Raw genomic sequence first — 13,790 nt, 5'->3', positions numbered from 1 at the left:
GCCCGCGACCAGGAGAAGCCATGACCGGCGTACTGACCGTCGACCGCCCCGCGCAGCCCACGGCACCCACCCGCTACACCGTCTCCCTCGCCCGGGACGACGAGGACGTGCGTGCCGCGCAGCGGCTGCGGCACGACGTCTTCGCCGGGGAGTTGGGCGCCCTGCTGGCCGGCCCGCAGCCGGGCCTCGACGTCGACTCGTTCGACGCGTACTGCGACCACCTGCTCGTCCGGGAGGAGATCACCGGCCAGGTCGTCGGCACCTACCGGCTGCTGCCGCCGGAGCGGGCGGCGGTCGCCGGGCGGCTGTACTCCGAGGGCGAGTTCGACCTCTCCGCGCTGGACGCGATCCGGCCGCAGCTCGTCGAGGTCGGCCGCTCCTGCGTGCACCCCGACCATCGCGACGGCGCGGTCATCAGCCTCATCTGGGCCGGCATCGCCCGCTACATGGCCGACCACGGCCACGAGTGGCTCGCCGGCTGCTGCTCCGTCCCGCTCGCCGACGGCGGCGCCCTCGCCCGCGCGACCTGGGACCGGGTGAGCGCCAGGCACCTTTCGCCGGAGGAGTTCCGGGTGCGGCCGCTGCTGCCGTGGGTCCCGGGGCCCGCGCCCGCCGCCCGCGTCGAACTGCCCGCCCTGCTGCGCGGCTACCTGCGCCTCGGCGCCTGGGTGTGCGGGGAACCGGCCCACGACCCGGACTTCGGCGTCGCCGACCTGTACGTGCTGCTGCCGATGAGCCGGGTCAACCCCCGCTACCTGCGGCACTTCCTCTCCCTCGTGCCGGCGTGATGAGCGCCTGGCTGCCCACCGCGCCCTGCACGCCGCAGGCCTGTGTGGAGACGCCGGCGACGGCGAAGGCGCGAGCTGTGCCGCGTGCCGTCGTGCGGCTCACCGGCGTCGGCCTGCTGCTCCTCGCGGGGATCGCGCTGTCGCCGCTCGGCGCACGGATACCGGCGTCGATGGTCCGGCGCTGGTGCCGGTGGATCGTGCGGGCCGCCGGGGTCCGGGTCCGGATCAACGGCGAAGCCGCCCCCGCCGGCGGACTGCTGCTGGTCGCCAACCACATCTCCTGGCTGGACATCCCGCTGCTCGCCGCCGTACGTCCCGCGCGCATGCTGGCCAAGACCGAGGTGCGGCGGTGGCCCGTCGCCGGGCCGCTGGCCGCGCGCGGCGCCCTGTTCATCGACCGGGACCGGCTGCGGGCCCTCCCGGACACCGTCGACCGGATCGCCGACGCCCTGCGCGAGGGCGCCGCGGTCGCGGCCTTCCCCGAGGGCAGCACCTGGTGCGGCCGGGCCCAGGGCCCCTTCCGCCGGGCCGTCTTCCAGGCCGCCCTCGACGCCGGCGTGCCCGTACAGCCGGTGCGGATCAGCTACCGGCTCGACGGCGGAGCGGCCACCACCGCCCCGGCGTTCGTCGGCGACGACACGCTGCTCGCCTCGCTGTGGCGGGTGGCGACGGCCCGTGGCGTGATCGCGGAGGTCGAGGTGCGGAACGCGATCCCGCCGGGCAGCCGCCCCGACCGCCGCTCCCTCGCCGACGCCGCCCAGCCGCAGGAGACGGCCGCGCCGGCGTGGACGCACACGGTGCTCGTGGCGTAAGGGGTCCTTGCACGATGAGCGTCCGATCGGGTCGCGTGGTCCGGCGCCTTGCGATGCACGGTGCCAGGCCGCGCGACCCGGGCGGGCACAGTGCAAGGACCCCTTATGGAGACGCCGGCGAACACGGCCAGCACGTCGCGGGGGATGTCGACGTCCACGCCTCGGAGGTTGTGCTCGCGGGCTCCCCGGACACGGACGTACGGGTCGTGGGCGCGCCGGGGGTCGTGCAGGGTGAACGACCCTAACCGGAGGTGATCGCGGCCAGCCTCCGGTAGGAGTCCAGCAGCGCCGCGCGGTCGTGGGTGCTGGTGGTGACCAGGACCTCCTGCGCGCCGGTCTCCTTCAGCACCGTCTCCAGCTCGTGCGCGACCTCCTCCTCGGTGCCGGCGATGTGACCGGTCAGGCCGGATTCGTAGAAGCCGCGCTCCTTGGCGCTCATCGTGAGCGCCTCGACGCGCTCGGCGGGCGGCAGGGGCGGGAAGGTGCCGTGGGTGCGCGAGTAGGCCATCGACCAGGCCTCGGGGATCAGCAGCCGTCGGGCCTCCTCGGCCGTGGCGGCCACCGCGACCGTGCCCGAGATGACGACGTAGGGCTCGTCCGCCCAGGCGGAGGGGCGGAATTGCGCGCGGTAGTGCTCGATACCGTGCCGCATCTTCTCCCGGTTCCTGAGGTCGCCGATCACCATGGGCAGGCCCAGGCGGGCCGCGATCCCCGCGCCCTCGCCCATGGCCAGCACGAACGGTGGCACGGTCAAGCCCTCGGCCGGCCGGGCGCGGACTCCGGTGGGGGAGGTGCCGCCGAACCAGCCGAGCAGCTCCCGCACCTGCGCCTCGAAGTCCTCGGCGTCGCCCTTGTCCCGGCCCAAAGCCTTGCGCACCCCGTCCGTGAAGCCGACGGAGCGGCCCAGACCCATGTCGATCCGCCCGGGAAACAGCGATTCCAGCACCCCGAACTGCTCGGCCACGACCAGCGGCCGGTGGTTGGGCAGCATCACCCCGCCGGTGCCGACCCGGATCCTTTGGGTGGCGCCCGCGACGGCGGCGGCCAGCACGGTCGGCGCGGACCCGGCGACCCCGGGCACGCCGTGGTGCTCCGACACCCAGAGCCGGTGATATCCGAGCCGCTCCAGCTCCTGTGCGAGCCGCACGGTGTCGCGCAGCGCCTCGGGGTGGGTGTGCCCCTCGCGGGTGCGGGAGCGGTCGAGGACGGACAGGCGCACAGGTTCCATACGGGTGTCTACGCCGACCGGGGCCGTCGGTATTCCGCCGGGCGGCCAGGACACCGTGGCCGGCGGGCGCAGCGAAAACCGGGTGACCGCGTCCGCGCACGTCAGGACAATGTCCCCGGTGTCCAGAAGCGAAAGGCGGCCGACCATGACCGTCCCCAACGTCCTGCTCTCCGGCATCGTCGGATCGACGGCGTACGGCCTCGCCCACGAGGGCTCCGACATCGACCGCCTAGGTCTGTTCGCGGCGCCCACCGCGAAACTGCACGGCCTGCGCCGGCCCAAGGAGTCCCACGTGAGTACGGCGCCGGACCGCACGTTGCACGAGGCCGCCAAGTGGTGCCGGCTGGCCCTGGGCGGCAATCCGACCGCGATGGAGCTGGTGTGGCTCCCGGACGGACTGTACGAGGTGCGGACCCCGCTCGGCGAGGAGCTCATCGGCATCCGTACGTGCTTCCTGTCCGCCCGGCGGGTCAGGGACGCCTATCTCGGCTACGCCACCCAGCAGTTCCGGCGGCTGGAGGAGCGCGGCGACGGTTCGTTCTCCGCCGACACCCGCAAGCGCACCGCGAAGCACGCCCGGCATCTCAAGCGGCTGTGCCGGCAGGGCCTGGAGCTGTACACCACCGGGCGGCTGACGATCCGCCTCGAGAACCCGGAGGAGTACCACGCCTTCGGGGAGCGCGTCGCCGCCGACCCGGCGGTCGCGCTGCCCCTGCTCAGGCACTACGAGGACGCCTTCGACGCGGGCCCCGCGGCGCTGCCGGACGAGCCCGACGAGGCGCCGGTCGAGGCCTGGCTGCGCCGGGTCCGCGCGCACTTCTACACGGAGGCCGGTTCACCCGCTGCCGCGTGAGCGGGTCCGGCCGGGTGGCCGTGGCGCGCTGCTCAGTCCTGGGGGCGCAGCAGCCCGCGCTCGTAGGCCTTGACCAGGTGCTGTGGGACGAGGTGACGGACGCCGTCGATCGTGACCGGGACCAGCGTCGGGGTGGCCGCCTTCCACTGGGCGCGGCGGTGGCGGGTGTTGCTGCGGGACATCTTCCGCTTCGGGACAGCCATGGGACTCCTCCTCGGTGGGCAGGCACCGAGGAGGCTATATGAAAATGGATCCCATGAGCAATGTGCTCCCCGGAGCCTGCCGCTGGTGTCCCGGCGCTGGTCAGTCGTCGGCGCCCACGAGCATCCGCACCTCGAACTCCTCGAGTGTGCCGGCCTCTTCGGCCGGACCCTTGTCCAGCACCGTGCCGAGCCAGCCCAGCAGGAAGCCCACGGGGATGGAGACGATGCCGGGGTTCTGCAGGGGGAACCAGGCGAAGTCGGCCTCGGGGTAGAACGAGGCCGGGGCGGAGGAGACGACGGGGGAGAACGCGGCGAGCAGGACCGAGCAGAGCAGGCCGCCGTAGAGGCTGAGCAGGGCGCCCTTCGCCGAGAAGCGCCGCCAGAACAGGGTGTAGATGATCGTCGGCAGGATCGCGGAGGCCGCGATGGCGAAGGCGAGGAAGGCGAGCGTGGCGGTGTTCGCCCCCCAGGCGACGAGGGCGAGCAGCATGCCGAGGACGCCGATGACCGCCCCGGACAGCCGGGCGACGGTCAGCTCCTCCGTCTCGCTCGCCCGGCCCTTGCGGATCACCTCGCTGTACAGGTCGTGGGCGAGGGACGACGCCGCGGCCAGGGTGAGACCGACCGCCACGGCGAGCAGTGTCAGGTACGCCAGACAGGTCAGCAGCGCGGTGAGGACGCTGCCGCCGAGTTCGTGGGCGAGCAGCAGGACGGAGGCGTTGCCCGTGCGGTCGGTGCTGACGAGGGTGTCCCGGCCGAGCAGCGCGGTGGCGCCGAGACCGAGGATGCCGGCGCCCAAGCAGACCGCGCCGACCAGGCCGACGGCCCACAGCACCGAGGAGCGCAGGACAGCGCCGCTGCGCGGGACGAGCAGCCGCATCAGCACGTGCGGCAGGGCGGCGAGGCCGAGGACGATGGCCAGTTCGAGACTGAGGAAGTCCAGTTTGTTGCTCACGGAGCCGCCGTAACGCAGCCCGGGCTCGAGGAAGCTCGGGCCCGAGCCGCTGCGCTCGGACGCCCTCTCCAGCAGGGCGTTGGGGTTCCAGTCGAAGTGGTACAGCACCCAGCCCGCGGTGAACAGCACACCCACCACCAGCATCACGGCCTTGATGATCTGGATGACCGTCGCTCCGGGCATGCCGCCGAGGGAGGCGTACAGAATCACGAAGGTGCCGATCACGACCACGCACAGCGTGCGCGTCGTGGCGCTCGGCACTCCCGTGAACTGGGTCAACAGAACGACACTGCCCACGAGTTGCGCCACCAGGTAGAGGGTGGCGATGGCCAGGACGCAGACCGCCAGCGCGACCCGCACCGGCCGCTGCTGCCGCGGCAGGCGCAGCGCCACCGTGTCGCCGAGCGTGAACCTGCCCGTGCGGTGCAGGGGTTCGGCGATCAGCAGCAGCACCATCATCCAGGCTACGGTCGTGCCGCCGAGGTACATCAGCCCGTCGTACCCGGTCAGGGCGACCAGCCCGGTGCTGCCCAGCAGGGTGGCGGCGGACAGGTAGTCGCCGCACATGGCGAGGCCGTTGCGCAGCGGCGACATGGTGCGGTTGCCGAGGTAGAACTCGCTGATCTCGTCGCGCTGAGGGGCCGTCAGCAGTGCCGTGAACAGGGTGATGACGACCACGGTCAGGAACAGTACGAACGTCAACTGCAGGCTGTCGTCGTCGATGGCGGCGGCGGTCACCACGTACGGAACCCCCTCGTGCCGTGCCGCAGGGGCTGTCCGGCCCCTTGGGCCGGCGCGGCCGCACGGGCGCGACGGCGCTCGCTGTCGTGCAGCCGGGATCTCAGACCGCGGGCGAGCGGATCGACCCGGCAGCGCATGTGCCGGACATAGCACCATGCGGTCACGCCCATGACGACGAACTGCCCGAGGCCGAGGGTGAGTCCGATGGTGAGGTGGCCGAACAGCGGCTGGTTCATCACCGCGGGCACAAAACTCGACAGCACCACATACAGCAGGAATCCGCCGACGGACAGGACCGTCGCCCGGGCGCCGAACCGGCGCTGTGCGCGCCGCAGAGAGTGAAATTCGGGATGGCCGGATATGCGAGACGGCGGAGTATGTTCGATGTGCGGAAGCGGGAATGTGGGAGTGTCATCCCGTCGCGGTGGGAATTCGGGCACAGGCGCACCTTCTTCGCTGCTTCGTGCCCCGCACACGACCCCGTCGAGTCAGTGGTCGCGTCCGGCTTTCGGGCAGGGGAGAGGTGCCGGACACGCGGTGGGGGTGCGGGCTCCGTGGGGTGTCGTGAAACCGGAAAACGCGCTGCTCGGATTCACGCGGATGGTCTCGGGGTTCTGTGTGGGGATCCCCGGACAGCCCCGTCCACGGGTGGTGGCGAGGCTGAATGCGGAGTATGGCAGGGCCGTGCTTGAGTCATCAACTGTCACGGTGAATTGCGATGCGGTCATGGCTCGTTCGCGTCCCGCCGACGGGGCGCCCGCACTGCATCGGCCTGCGGAAATGGGGTCGTCGGTCAACGGTACGGACCCTTTCCCGGGCCAGGCTGTCTCAAAGGCGCGGCACGGACCGGAGGAAATGCCGGGGGCGCGCGGGGCCCCGAGGCCTAGGCTGGGCAGCGTGAGTGATGACCGCGGCAAGGCCCCGCTGGCCGTGTTCGACCTGGACAACACGCTCGCCGGTACCGCGCACCGGCAGCGGTTCCTGGAGCGCAGGCCGCGGGACTGGGACGGGTTCTTCGCCGCGGCGCCGCAGGACCCGCCGCTGCCGGAGGGCATCGCGCTGGTGAGGGAGAGCGCGCGGGCGTGCGAGATCGTCTATCTCACCGGCCGGCCCGAGCGCTGCCGCCGCGACACGCTCGACTGGCTCGCCGCCCAGGGGCTGCCCGAGGGGCGCGTGTACATGCGGCGGGACGCCGACCGCAGGCCCGCCCGGTTCACCAAGCTGGAGATCCTGCGGCGGCTCGCCCGTACGCGTGAGGTCCGCGTCCTCGTGGACGACGACGAACTGGTCTGCGACGACGCCCGGCGCGCGGGCTTCACCGTCGTACGGGCCGACTGGGCGACCCGGTCCACCGAGATGAAGGCGGCGCAGGAGCGGGAAGGGCGCACCTGAAAGCGTGAGTCGGAGGAGCGCCTGAGACCGGGCGCGCTCGCGGGTGCGGCGCTGCTCGGCGCCGCGCTGCTGCTCACGGGCTGCGCTGAGAGGTCCGTGCACCATGAGCGTCCGATCAGGTCGCGTGGTCCGGTGCCGTGCATCGCAGCGCCGGAGTGCCCGGGTAGCGGAGCTCGGAGCTGCCTGGGCGCTTCGGCAACGCGGCGAGGCGCGGGGCCAGGCCGCGCGACCCGGGCGGGCACAGTGCAGGGACCCCTGACCCCGACCGGAGCGAGATCGTCACCCGGACGGACGAGCACGGGCGGGCCTGCACCGGCGTGGCCGTGGCCGACACCGAGGACGGCGACCGGTAAGTGACCGGCATCGGCTGCGACTACCCGCCTCCAGGGCAGGCAGCCGGGCCGTGCCACCTCGAAGCCGCTGCCGGACTGAGACCGCCCGCCTACTCGGCCTCGTCCAGGCGGAAGCCCACCTTGAGCCCCACCTGCCAGTGCGCGATCTGCCCCTCCTCGAGCTGCCCGCGCACCTGCGTCACCTCGAACCAGTCCAGGTTGCGCAGGGTCTGCGAGGCTCGTCCGATGCCGTTGCGGATGGCCTGGTCGACGCCGTCGGGGGAGGTGCCGACGATCTCCGTGACCCGGTAGGTGTGGTTCGACATGCCGCTGCTCCTCTTCCAGTGACGGGTGTGTCACACGTCACTCCACCGTGCCCCACGCGGCGGCGAAGCGCGAGACGTCGTCCGCAGCCTCCGCCGCCGTGGGGCACGCCGGCGTCAGCGGGCCATGCTCAGCGACAGCGCGAACCGCTTGGCACCGTCCGTCCACCAGTGCGTCAGGTCCAGCCCCGCTGCGGACAGTTCGGCACGCACGCCCTCCTGCCGGAACTTCGCCGACACCTCGGTGCGCAGCTCCTCGCCCGCCGAGAAGTCGACGGCGAGGCCGAGCACCGGTACCTTCACCGTCTGCGCCGTGCGGGACCGCAGCCGCATCTCGATCCACTCGTGCTCGGTGTCCCACAGGGCCACGTGGTCGAACGCACCCGGCTCGAAGTCGGCACCGAGCTCCCGGTTGATCACGGTCATGACGTTCTTGTTGAACGCGGCCGTCACCCCGGCCGCGTCGTCGTACGCCCGGACCAGCACGTCCTCGTCCTTGACCAGGTCCGTGCCCAGCAGCAGGGCGTCGCCCGGGGCGAGCAGGGCCCGCACGGAGGAGAGGAACGCGGCGCGCTCTGCCGGCAGCAGGTTGCCGATCGTGCCGCCGAGGAACGCCACCAACCGGGGCCCCGGCGTGTCCGGCAGCGTCAGTTCCGCGGTGAAGTCGGCGATCAGGGCGTGCACGTCCAGCCCCGGCCGCTCGGCGGCGAGCGCCTGCCCGGCCTGGGTGAGGGCGCTCTCGCTGACGTCGACGGGGACATAGGTGTGCAGGTTCGTCAGGGCGTCGAGCAGGTGCCGGGTCTTCTCGGAGGAGCCGGAGCCCAGCTCGACCAGGGTGCGGGCCCGGGTCGCGGCGGCGATGTCGCCGGAGCGGTCGACCAGGATCTCCCGTTCGGCGCGCGTGGGGTAGTACTCGGGCAGTTCGGTGATCTTCTCGAACAACTCGCTGCCTTGCGCGTCGTAGAACCACTTCGGTGGCAGCGTCTTCGGGCGGCCGGTCAGACCCCGGTGGACGTCGGCGCGCAGCGCGGCGCCCGTGGTGTCCTCGGGCAGGGTACGGGTGAGGTGGAACGGGCTCACGTACGGGGCTCCTTCGGTGGTGCGGTCACGCAGGCGGCGGTCGGTTCTTTCAGCGGCGTGAGCAGCACGTCCCTGCGGCTCGCCGCGAGCAGCGTGCGGTCAGGGACCTCCTGCCAGTGCGGGTCGTCGTCGTAGGGCTCGGAGGCCACGACCGTGCCGCCGCCGGGAAGGGTGAGGTACCACAGGGCGTCGCCCCAGGCGGTCGCGGTGATGGTCTCGCCGTTGGTGAGCAGGAGGTTGAGCCGGGAGCCCGGTGCCGCCGCGGCGACCTCCAGGACCGTGTCGGCCAGGGCCTGGCCCTCCTCGTCACCGCCGCGCAGCCGCGCCAGGACCAGCGCCCACACGAGCGCCGAGTCGTTGCGGGCCTCCAGCGACAGCAGATCCTCTCGCGGCAGCGTCCGGGACACCGCGGCCAGCGAGCCGGGCCAGCCCCTGACCGCCCCGTTGTGGCTGAACAGCCAGGTCCCCGCAGCGAACGGGGCGGCGGCGGCCTCCGCGTCCGCGCCCGCCAGGGTCGCGTCCCGTACCGCGGCCAGCAGCGCGCCGGACCGTACGACCCGGGCGAGGTCAGCGAACGACAGGTCCGCCCAGATCGGCCCGGCCCGGCGGTAGCGGGCCGGCACCGGGTCGCCCTCGGCGTACCAGCCCACGCCGAAACCGTCGGCGTTGACCGTCCCGTACCGCTGGTGCCGGGGCGCCCACGACTGCCGGTACAACCCGTGCGGGGGCTCCACGAGAAGTCGGCCGAGCCGCTCCGGCGGGCCCACGTACGCCACATGACGGCACATCAGGCCTCCTTGAGCGAGCGGGCCGTGCGGAAGCCGGAGAAGATCTGCCGCCGGATCGGGTAGTCCCAGTTGCGGAACGTGCCCCGGCAGGCCACCGCGTCCACGGCGAACGAACCGCCACGCAGCACCTTGTGCTCGGGGCCGAAGAAGACCTCCGAGTACTCCTTGTACGGGAACGCCCGGAACCCCGGGTAGGGCAGGAAGTCGCTCGCCGTCCACTCCCACACGTCGCCGATCAACTGCCGTACCCCGAGCGGCGACTCGCCGGCCGGGTGGCTGCCGGCGGGCGCCGGGCGCAGGTGCCGCTGGCCGAGGTTGGCGTGCTCGGGCCCCGGGTCGGCGTCGCCCCACGGGTAGCGCATCGAGCGGTCCCCGGCCGGGTCGTACCGGGCCGCCTTCTCCCACTCGGCCTCCGTGGGCAGCCGGCGCCCGGCCCAGCGGGCGTAGGCGTCGGCCTCGTACCAGCAGACGTGCAGCACCGGCTCGTCGGGCGGGACCACCTCGGTGACGCCGAAGCGCCGGCGCAGCCACTGCCTGCCGTCCTGCCGCCAGTACAGCGGGTGTGTGATGGAGTTCCGGCGGATGTGGGCCCAGCCGTCCGCGGCCCACCAGCGCGGGTCGTCGTAGCCGCCGTCCTCCATGAACGCCTGGTACGCGCCGTTCGTCACCGGTGTGGTGTCGATGTAGAACGGTGGCACCTCGCGCCGGTGTGCGGGGCGTTCGTTGTCCAGGGCCCACGGCTCGGTGGACGTGCCCATTGTGAACGGGCCGCCCGGGACCAGGACTTCGGACGGGCCGGTGAACAGCGGCGTCGGCTCCGGGTCGGGCGCGGTCAGCGCCTGCGGGCCCCTGCGCAGCTGATGGGTGATCAGCATGGTCTCGTCGTGCTGCTGTTCGTGCTGGGCGATCATGCCGAAGGCGAACCCGGCCTCCGTCAGCCGCGTCCCGTGGAACGCGGCCTTCTCCAGCACGTCCAGCGCCCGGCCGCGTACGTCGGCCGCGTAGGCGCGGGCCTCGGCGGGCGACAGCAGGGGCAGTTTCGGCCGCTCGGCGCGCGGGTGCTCGAAGGCGTCGTAAAGGGTGTCGATCTCGGGCCGTATCGCCTCCTGCCCGGCGACGGCCCGCAACAGCCACTGCTCCTCCTGGTTGCCGATGTGCGCGAGGTCCCACACCAGCGGTGACATCAGCGGCGAGTGCTGTGCGGTCAGGTCGGGTTCCTCGACACAGCTCGTCAGCAGGGTGGTGCGGTCGCGGGCGACGACGAGCGAGGCGACCGCCCGCTCGCGCAGCACCTCCGGGTCAGCGGTCTGCGGACCCACGGCCTCGGTGTCCGTGGTGACGGCGGGACGGGTGTCGGTCATGGGCGGAAGTCCTTCCCGTGGGCGCGACCGTCCGTGCCGCGCCGTCGGTCGAGCAAGTCGTCGGCGGGGCAGCGGCCCAGGGCGACATGGTGGTCCAGATGGGCCGTGACGGCCTCGACGACCTCGGGGCCGGCGCCCAGCCGCGGCAGGGCGTCCAGCGCGGTCGTGAAGCACGTGACGGCCACCTCGCGCAGTTCCCCGTCGGCGAGGCCCGAGCGGGCAGCGTCGAGCCACAGCGGATTGTGCGGCGCGGGCAGCCCCAGCGTGCGCTCGGCCAGCGGCTTCACGGCCCGGTAGGCGGTCTCGGCGGCCTCCGGGTCGTCGAACAGCGCCGCCGTCACGGCCAGCGGCACGATCCAGCCGTCGTCGCCGGGCTGCGCGTCGATCATGCGCAGTTCGAGATGGCCGCGCGGCCTGACCGGCGGGAACAGCGTCGTGACGTGGTAGTCGAGGTCCTCCCGGGTGGGCGGCCTGGGCGCGCCCGTGCGGATCCACTCGCGGAACGTGAGCCCCTCCGGGACGTCCCAGGGCGCGCCGTCCCGCCGTACGCACATCACGGGGGAGTCCAGCACGTGCCGGGCCCACGCGCCGCGCGGGTCGGCGTCCAGCGGCGGTCCGCCCGCCCGGCCGGGGCCGATCCGCGTCCACTGCAGCTGCCGGGTGGACAGCCAGCCGGTCGGCCGGCCACCGGCGAGCGGGGAGTTGGCGAACGCGGCCACCAGGACAGGACCCAGATGATGGGCCAGCCACCAGCGCCGCACGTGGCCGAGGGGCCCGGGCTCCTCGTGGCCGGCGTCCAAGCACACCTGCAGGGAGGCGGAGGTGCACATCATGGCGCGGCCGGCCGGGCCCGTGCGGTCGAGGCAGGCCTCCATGGCGTCGTAGCGCGGTTCACGCAGGAACCGGCGGGGTTCGTGCCAGGGGTCGTGGCCGAGGCCGACGAGCGCGAGGCCGTCCTGGCGCAGGACCGCGCGGACGGCGTCGAGGTCGGCGGAGACGGTACCGATGCACTCCGTCAGCGAGGCGGCGGGTGGCGAGCTCAGCTCCAGCTGGCCGCCGGGCTCCACGGTGAGCGCCGACCTCAGAGGCAGGGTCCGCAGTGCGGCGTAGGCCGCTTCGAGTCGTTCGGGTGTGACGGGGAGCTGCGGGGCGCGCAGCTCGTGGACGAGCCATTCCACCTCGACCCCGAGGCGGCGTGGCGGGCCGGTCTTGAAGCAGATGCCGCGGACCAGTGCTTCGACCTCTGCTTCGGACAGTGAGGTGCGTGGCCGGGTACAGCCACCTATCGATTCGGACATGTCGGGATCCTCCTGAGATTCCACCATGCCATCGGTCCGGGCTCTTCGGCGGCCCGGACCGGGATCACTCGTCCCACCCAAGACGTTCGCGCTGTTCGATACAAGGGGGCCAATCGGGGCGTTCCGGGTCGGTCGTCCGGGTTCGCCGTGCATCTCCCGCGACTTCGCCCGGCCTTCTCTGATCGCGGAAACTCCGTTGCGCCACGGTTCAGGGATCGCCCACCATGCGTGCGTGAGCACGACAAGAACGACCGCGCGGGACGCGGTCACGGCGCGTACGGGGGTCGGGTCGTGAGCGCGCGCCTGCGCGGTATCGCGCAACAGACCGAGCAGATCGTCGCGGCGGGCGCCTACCGGACGGCGGACGGCCGTGAGGTGTCGATCGCCACGGAGTTGCGGGCGGCCCGCGCGGGGACGCGCATGTACGGCCCGGAGCCGGTGCCGGTGCCCGCCGATCGGGTGACGGGTGCGCGGGAGACGCTGGTCGAGGTCACGGGCGAGAGCAGCCTGGAGGCCGCCCGCCGGCTCGGTGGGCACGTGGCCGTGCTGAACTTCGCCTCCGCCCGTAATCCCGGCGGCGGTTATCTGAACGGCGCCCAGGCCCAGGAGGAGGCCCTGTGCCGAGCCTCCGCGCTCTACACCTGCCTCCTCGAGGCCCGCGCCTTCTACGACCATCACCGGGCCCACCGCGACCCGTTCTACACGGACCGTGTCATTCACTCACCGGCCGTGCCCGTCTTCCGCGACGACCGGGGCGGCCTGCTGGCCGAGCCGTACACCGCAGGCTTCCTGACCTCGCCCGCGCCCAACGCGGGCGTGGTGCTCCGCACGGCGCCCGAACGGGCCCCCGAACTGCCGCGGGCCCTCGCGGTCCGGGGCGAACGCGTCCTGGAGACGGCCGTCGCCCACGGCTACCGCAGGCTCGTCCTCGGCGCCTGGGGCTGCGGGGTGTTCCGCAACGACCCCGCGCGGGTGGCGGAGGCGTTCCGGGCGCTGCTGGGGCCCGGCGGCCGGTTCGCGGAGGCCTTCGAGCACGTGGTGTTCGGGATCCTGGACCGGACGCGGGACCGTGCGGTGCTGGGCGCCTTCGAGAAGGTGCTCGGCACCCGGAAGGCGTTCAGCTCCAGCCGTATCGCTCCTGCAGCCGGCGCCTGACCAGGTTGAACCGCATGCGGTCCAAGGCGCAGGCTTCCCGGCGCATCCCGTCCTCGTGCAGGCGCAGGACCCGGTCCACGTCGACCCAGGAGTCGCGGCCCGACCGGTCCCACGGCCCGCTGCCGATCGGCACCCACTCCCGATCGCCGTCGTGCCGCTTGCTGGACAACTGCACGGCGAGGAACGTCCCCGCCGGTTCGCGTGCGACCACGAGCACCGGGCGGTCCTTGCCGCGGCCGTCGTTCTCCTCGTAGGGCACCCACGTCCAGACGATCTCGCCCGGGTCGGGATCCCCGTCGCGGGCGGGCGAGTACTCCGTGCGCACCCGGCCCACCTCCCGCGGGTCGGCCTGGACGGTGGCGGAGGGGCCGTGGCGGCCGGGGACGTTCTCGTCGGCAAACGTGCTCACGGGGGAACCTTAGGGGCCTTGCGCTGTGCCGTCGAGAAGTGGTCCGACGCGTCGCACATCGAGGATCAGGAC

General features: G+C 73.0%; 15 protein-coding genes. 5 read left to right on the top strand and 10 right to left on the bottom strand.

Translation table 11 applies throughout. From position 1 onward, the window contains the following. Nucleotides 1–20: 20 nt before the first annotated feature. Both ACWD1U_RS09115 and ACWD1U_RS09110 read left to right on the top strand, forming a co-directional pair. Nucleotides 21–788, top strand: a complete 768-nt coding sequence (locus ACWD1U_RS09115; RefSeq protein ID WP_451105828.1) for a GNAT family N-acetyltransferase — start codon at nt 21–23, stop codon at nt 786–788. Beyond that, nucleotides 788–1,600: a lysophospholipid acyltransferase family protein gene (locus ACWD1U_RS09110; protein WP_451106403.1), complete on the top strand. Its 813-nt coding sequence runs from the start codon at nt 788–790 to the stop codon at nt 1,598–1,600. The genes ACWD1U_RS09115 and ACWD1U_RS09110 overlap by 1 nt, the downstream gene beginning before the upstream one ends. A 241-nt stretch (nt 1,601–1,841) precedes the next feature. Here ACWD1U_RS09110 and ACWD1U_RS09105 read toward each other — a convergent pair whose 3' ends face one another. Next, the gene (locus ACWD1U_RS09105) at nt 1,842–2,828 is read right to left on the bottom strand and encodes an LLM class flavin-dependent oxidoreductase (RefSeq protein ID WP_451105827.1); all 987 of its coding nucleotides are present in this window, start codon (nt 2,826–2,828) and stop codon (nt 1,842–1,844) included. A 109-nt stretch (nt 2,829–2,937) separates the two neighbouring features. On the opposite strand from ACWD1U_RS09105, the gene ACWD1U_RS09100 reads away from it, so the two are divergent. After that, nucleotides 2,938–3,681, top strand: coding sequence for a nucleotidyltransferase domain-containing protein (locus tag ACWD1U_RS09100; protein ID WP_451106401.1), 744 nt, complete (start codon nt 2,938–2,940; stop codon nt 3,679–3,681). A 32-nt stretch (nt 3,682–3,713) separates the two neighbouring features. On the opposite strand, the gene rpmF is transcribed toward ACWD1U_RS09100, so the two are convergent. The 3 genes from rpmF to ACWD1U_RS09085 form a co-directional block, all read right to left on the bottom strand. Next, nucleotides 3,714–3,884, bottom strand: a complete 171-nt coding sequence (rpmF, locus tag ACWD1U_RS09095) for a 50S ribosomal protein L32 (protein WP_451105825.1) — start codon at nt 3,882–3,884, stop codon at nt 3,714–3,716. Between the two features lie 100 nt (nt 3,885–3,984). After that, nucleotides 3,985–5,580, bottom strand: coding sequence for a sodium/solute symporter (locus ACWD1U_RS09090; RefSeq protein WP_451105823.1), 1,596 nt, complete (start codon nt 5,578–5,580; stop codon nt 3,985–3,987). Then, on the bottom strand, nt 5,574–6,020 hold the full coding sequence (locus ACWD1U_RS09085) for a DUF485 domain-containing protein (RefSeq protein ID WP_451105822.1): 447 nt from the start codon (nt 6,018–6,020) through the stop codon (nt 5,574–5,576). The genes ACWD1U_RS09090 and ACWD1U_RS09085 overlap by 7 nt, the downstream gene beginning before the upstream one ends. A 457-nt stretch (nt 6,021–6,477) precedes the next feature. Between ACWD1U_RS09085 and ACWD1U_RS09080 the strand changes: the two genes are divergently transcribed. Then, entirely contained in the window at nt 6,478–6,972 is a 495-nt protein-coding gene (locus ACWD1U_RS09080) for a phosphatase domain-containing protein (protein ID WP_451105820.1), read from the top strand. A 442-nt stretch (nt 6,973–7,414) separates the two neighbouring features. Here the strand turns inward: ACWD1U_RS09080 and ACWD1U_RS09075 are convergent, their stop codons facing one another. The 5 genes from ACWD1U_RS09075 to egtA all read right to left on the bottom strand — a co-directional run bounded on the left by ACWD1U_RS09075 (nt 7,415) and on the right by egtA (nt 12,154). Next, nucleotides 7,415–7,630, bottom strand: coding sequence for a dodecin (locus ACWD1U_RS09075; protein WP_451105818.1), 216 nt, complete (start codon nt 7,628–7,630; stop codon nt 7,415–7,417). A gap of 114 nt (nt 7,631–7,744) precedes the next feature. Then, complete coding sequence (gene egtD, locus ACWD1U_RS09070) at nt 7,745–8,707, bottom strand: L-histidine N(alpha)-methyltransferase (RefSeq protein ID WP_451105817.1); 963 nt, start codon at nt 8,705–8,707, stop codon at nt 7,745–7,747. After that, nucleotides 8,704–9,495 carry an ergothioneine biosynthesis protein EgtC gene (egtC, locus tag ACWD1U_RS09065; RefSeq protein WP_451105815.1) on the bottom strand — a complete coding sequence of 264 codons (792 nt, stop codon included), beginning with the start codon at nt 9,493–9,495 and terminating at the stop codon, nt 8,704–8,706. The genes egtD and egtC overlap by 4 nt, the downstream gene beginning before the upstream one ends. Further along, complete coding sequence (gene egtB, locus ACWD1U_RS09060; RefSeq protein WP_451105813.1) at nt 9,495–10,856, bottom strand: ergothioneine biosynthesis protein EgtB; 1,362 nt, start codon at nt 10,854–10,856, stop codon at nt 9,495–9,497. Before egtB ends, egtC begins: the two co-directional genes overlap by 1 nt. After that, entirely contained in the window at nt 10,853–12,154 is a 1,302-nt protein-coding gene (egtA, locus tag ACWD1U_RS09055) for an ergothioneine biosynthesis glutamate--cysteine ligase EgtA (RefSeq protein WP_451105812.1), read from the bottom strand. Before egtA ends, egtB begins: the two co-directional genes overlap by 4 nt. A gap of 291 nt (nt 12,155–12,445) precedes the next feature. Between egtA and ACWD1U_RS09050 the strand changes: the two genes are divergently transcribed. After that, entirely contained in the window at nt 12,446–13,309 is an 864-nt protein-coding gene (locus tag ACWD1U_RS09050; RefSeq protein ID WP_451106399.1) for a TIGR02452 family protein, read from the top strand. Here ACWD1U_RS09050 and ACWD1U_RS09045 read toward each other — a convergent pair. Continuing rightward, nucleotides 13,272–13,718 (bottom strand): type II toxin-antitoxin system PemK/MazF family toxin, encoded by a 447-nt coding sequence (locus ACWD1U_RS09045; RefSeq protein ID WP_451105810.1) that lies wholly within the window; start codon nt 13,716–13,718, stop codon nt 13,272–13,274. The genes ACWD1U_RS09050 and ACWD1U_RS09045 overlap by 38 nt on opposite strands. Nucleotides 13,719–13,790 lie beyond the last annotated feature (72 nt).

The organism is Streptomyces sp. NPDC002788 (genome assembly GCF_053592115.1).
The sequence above is the reverse complement of the archived record's forward strand: the minus strand, read 5'-3'. Positions and strand labels throughout refer to the sequence as shown.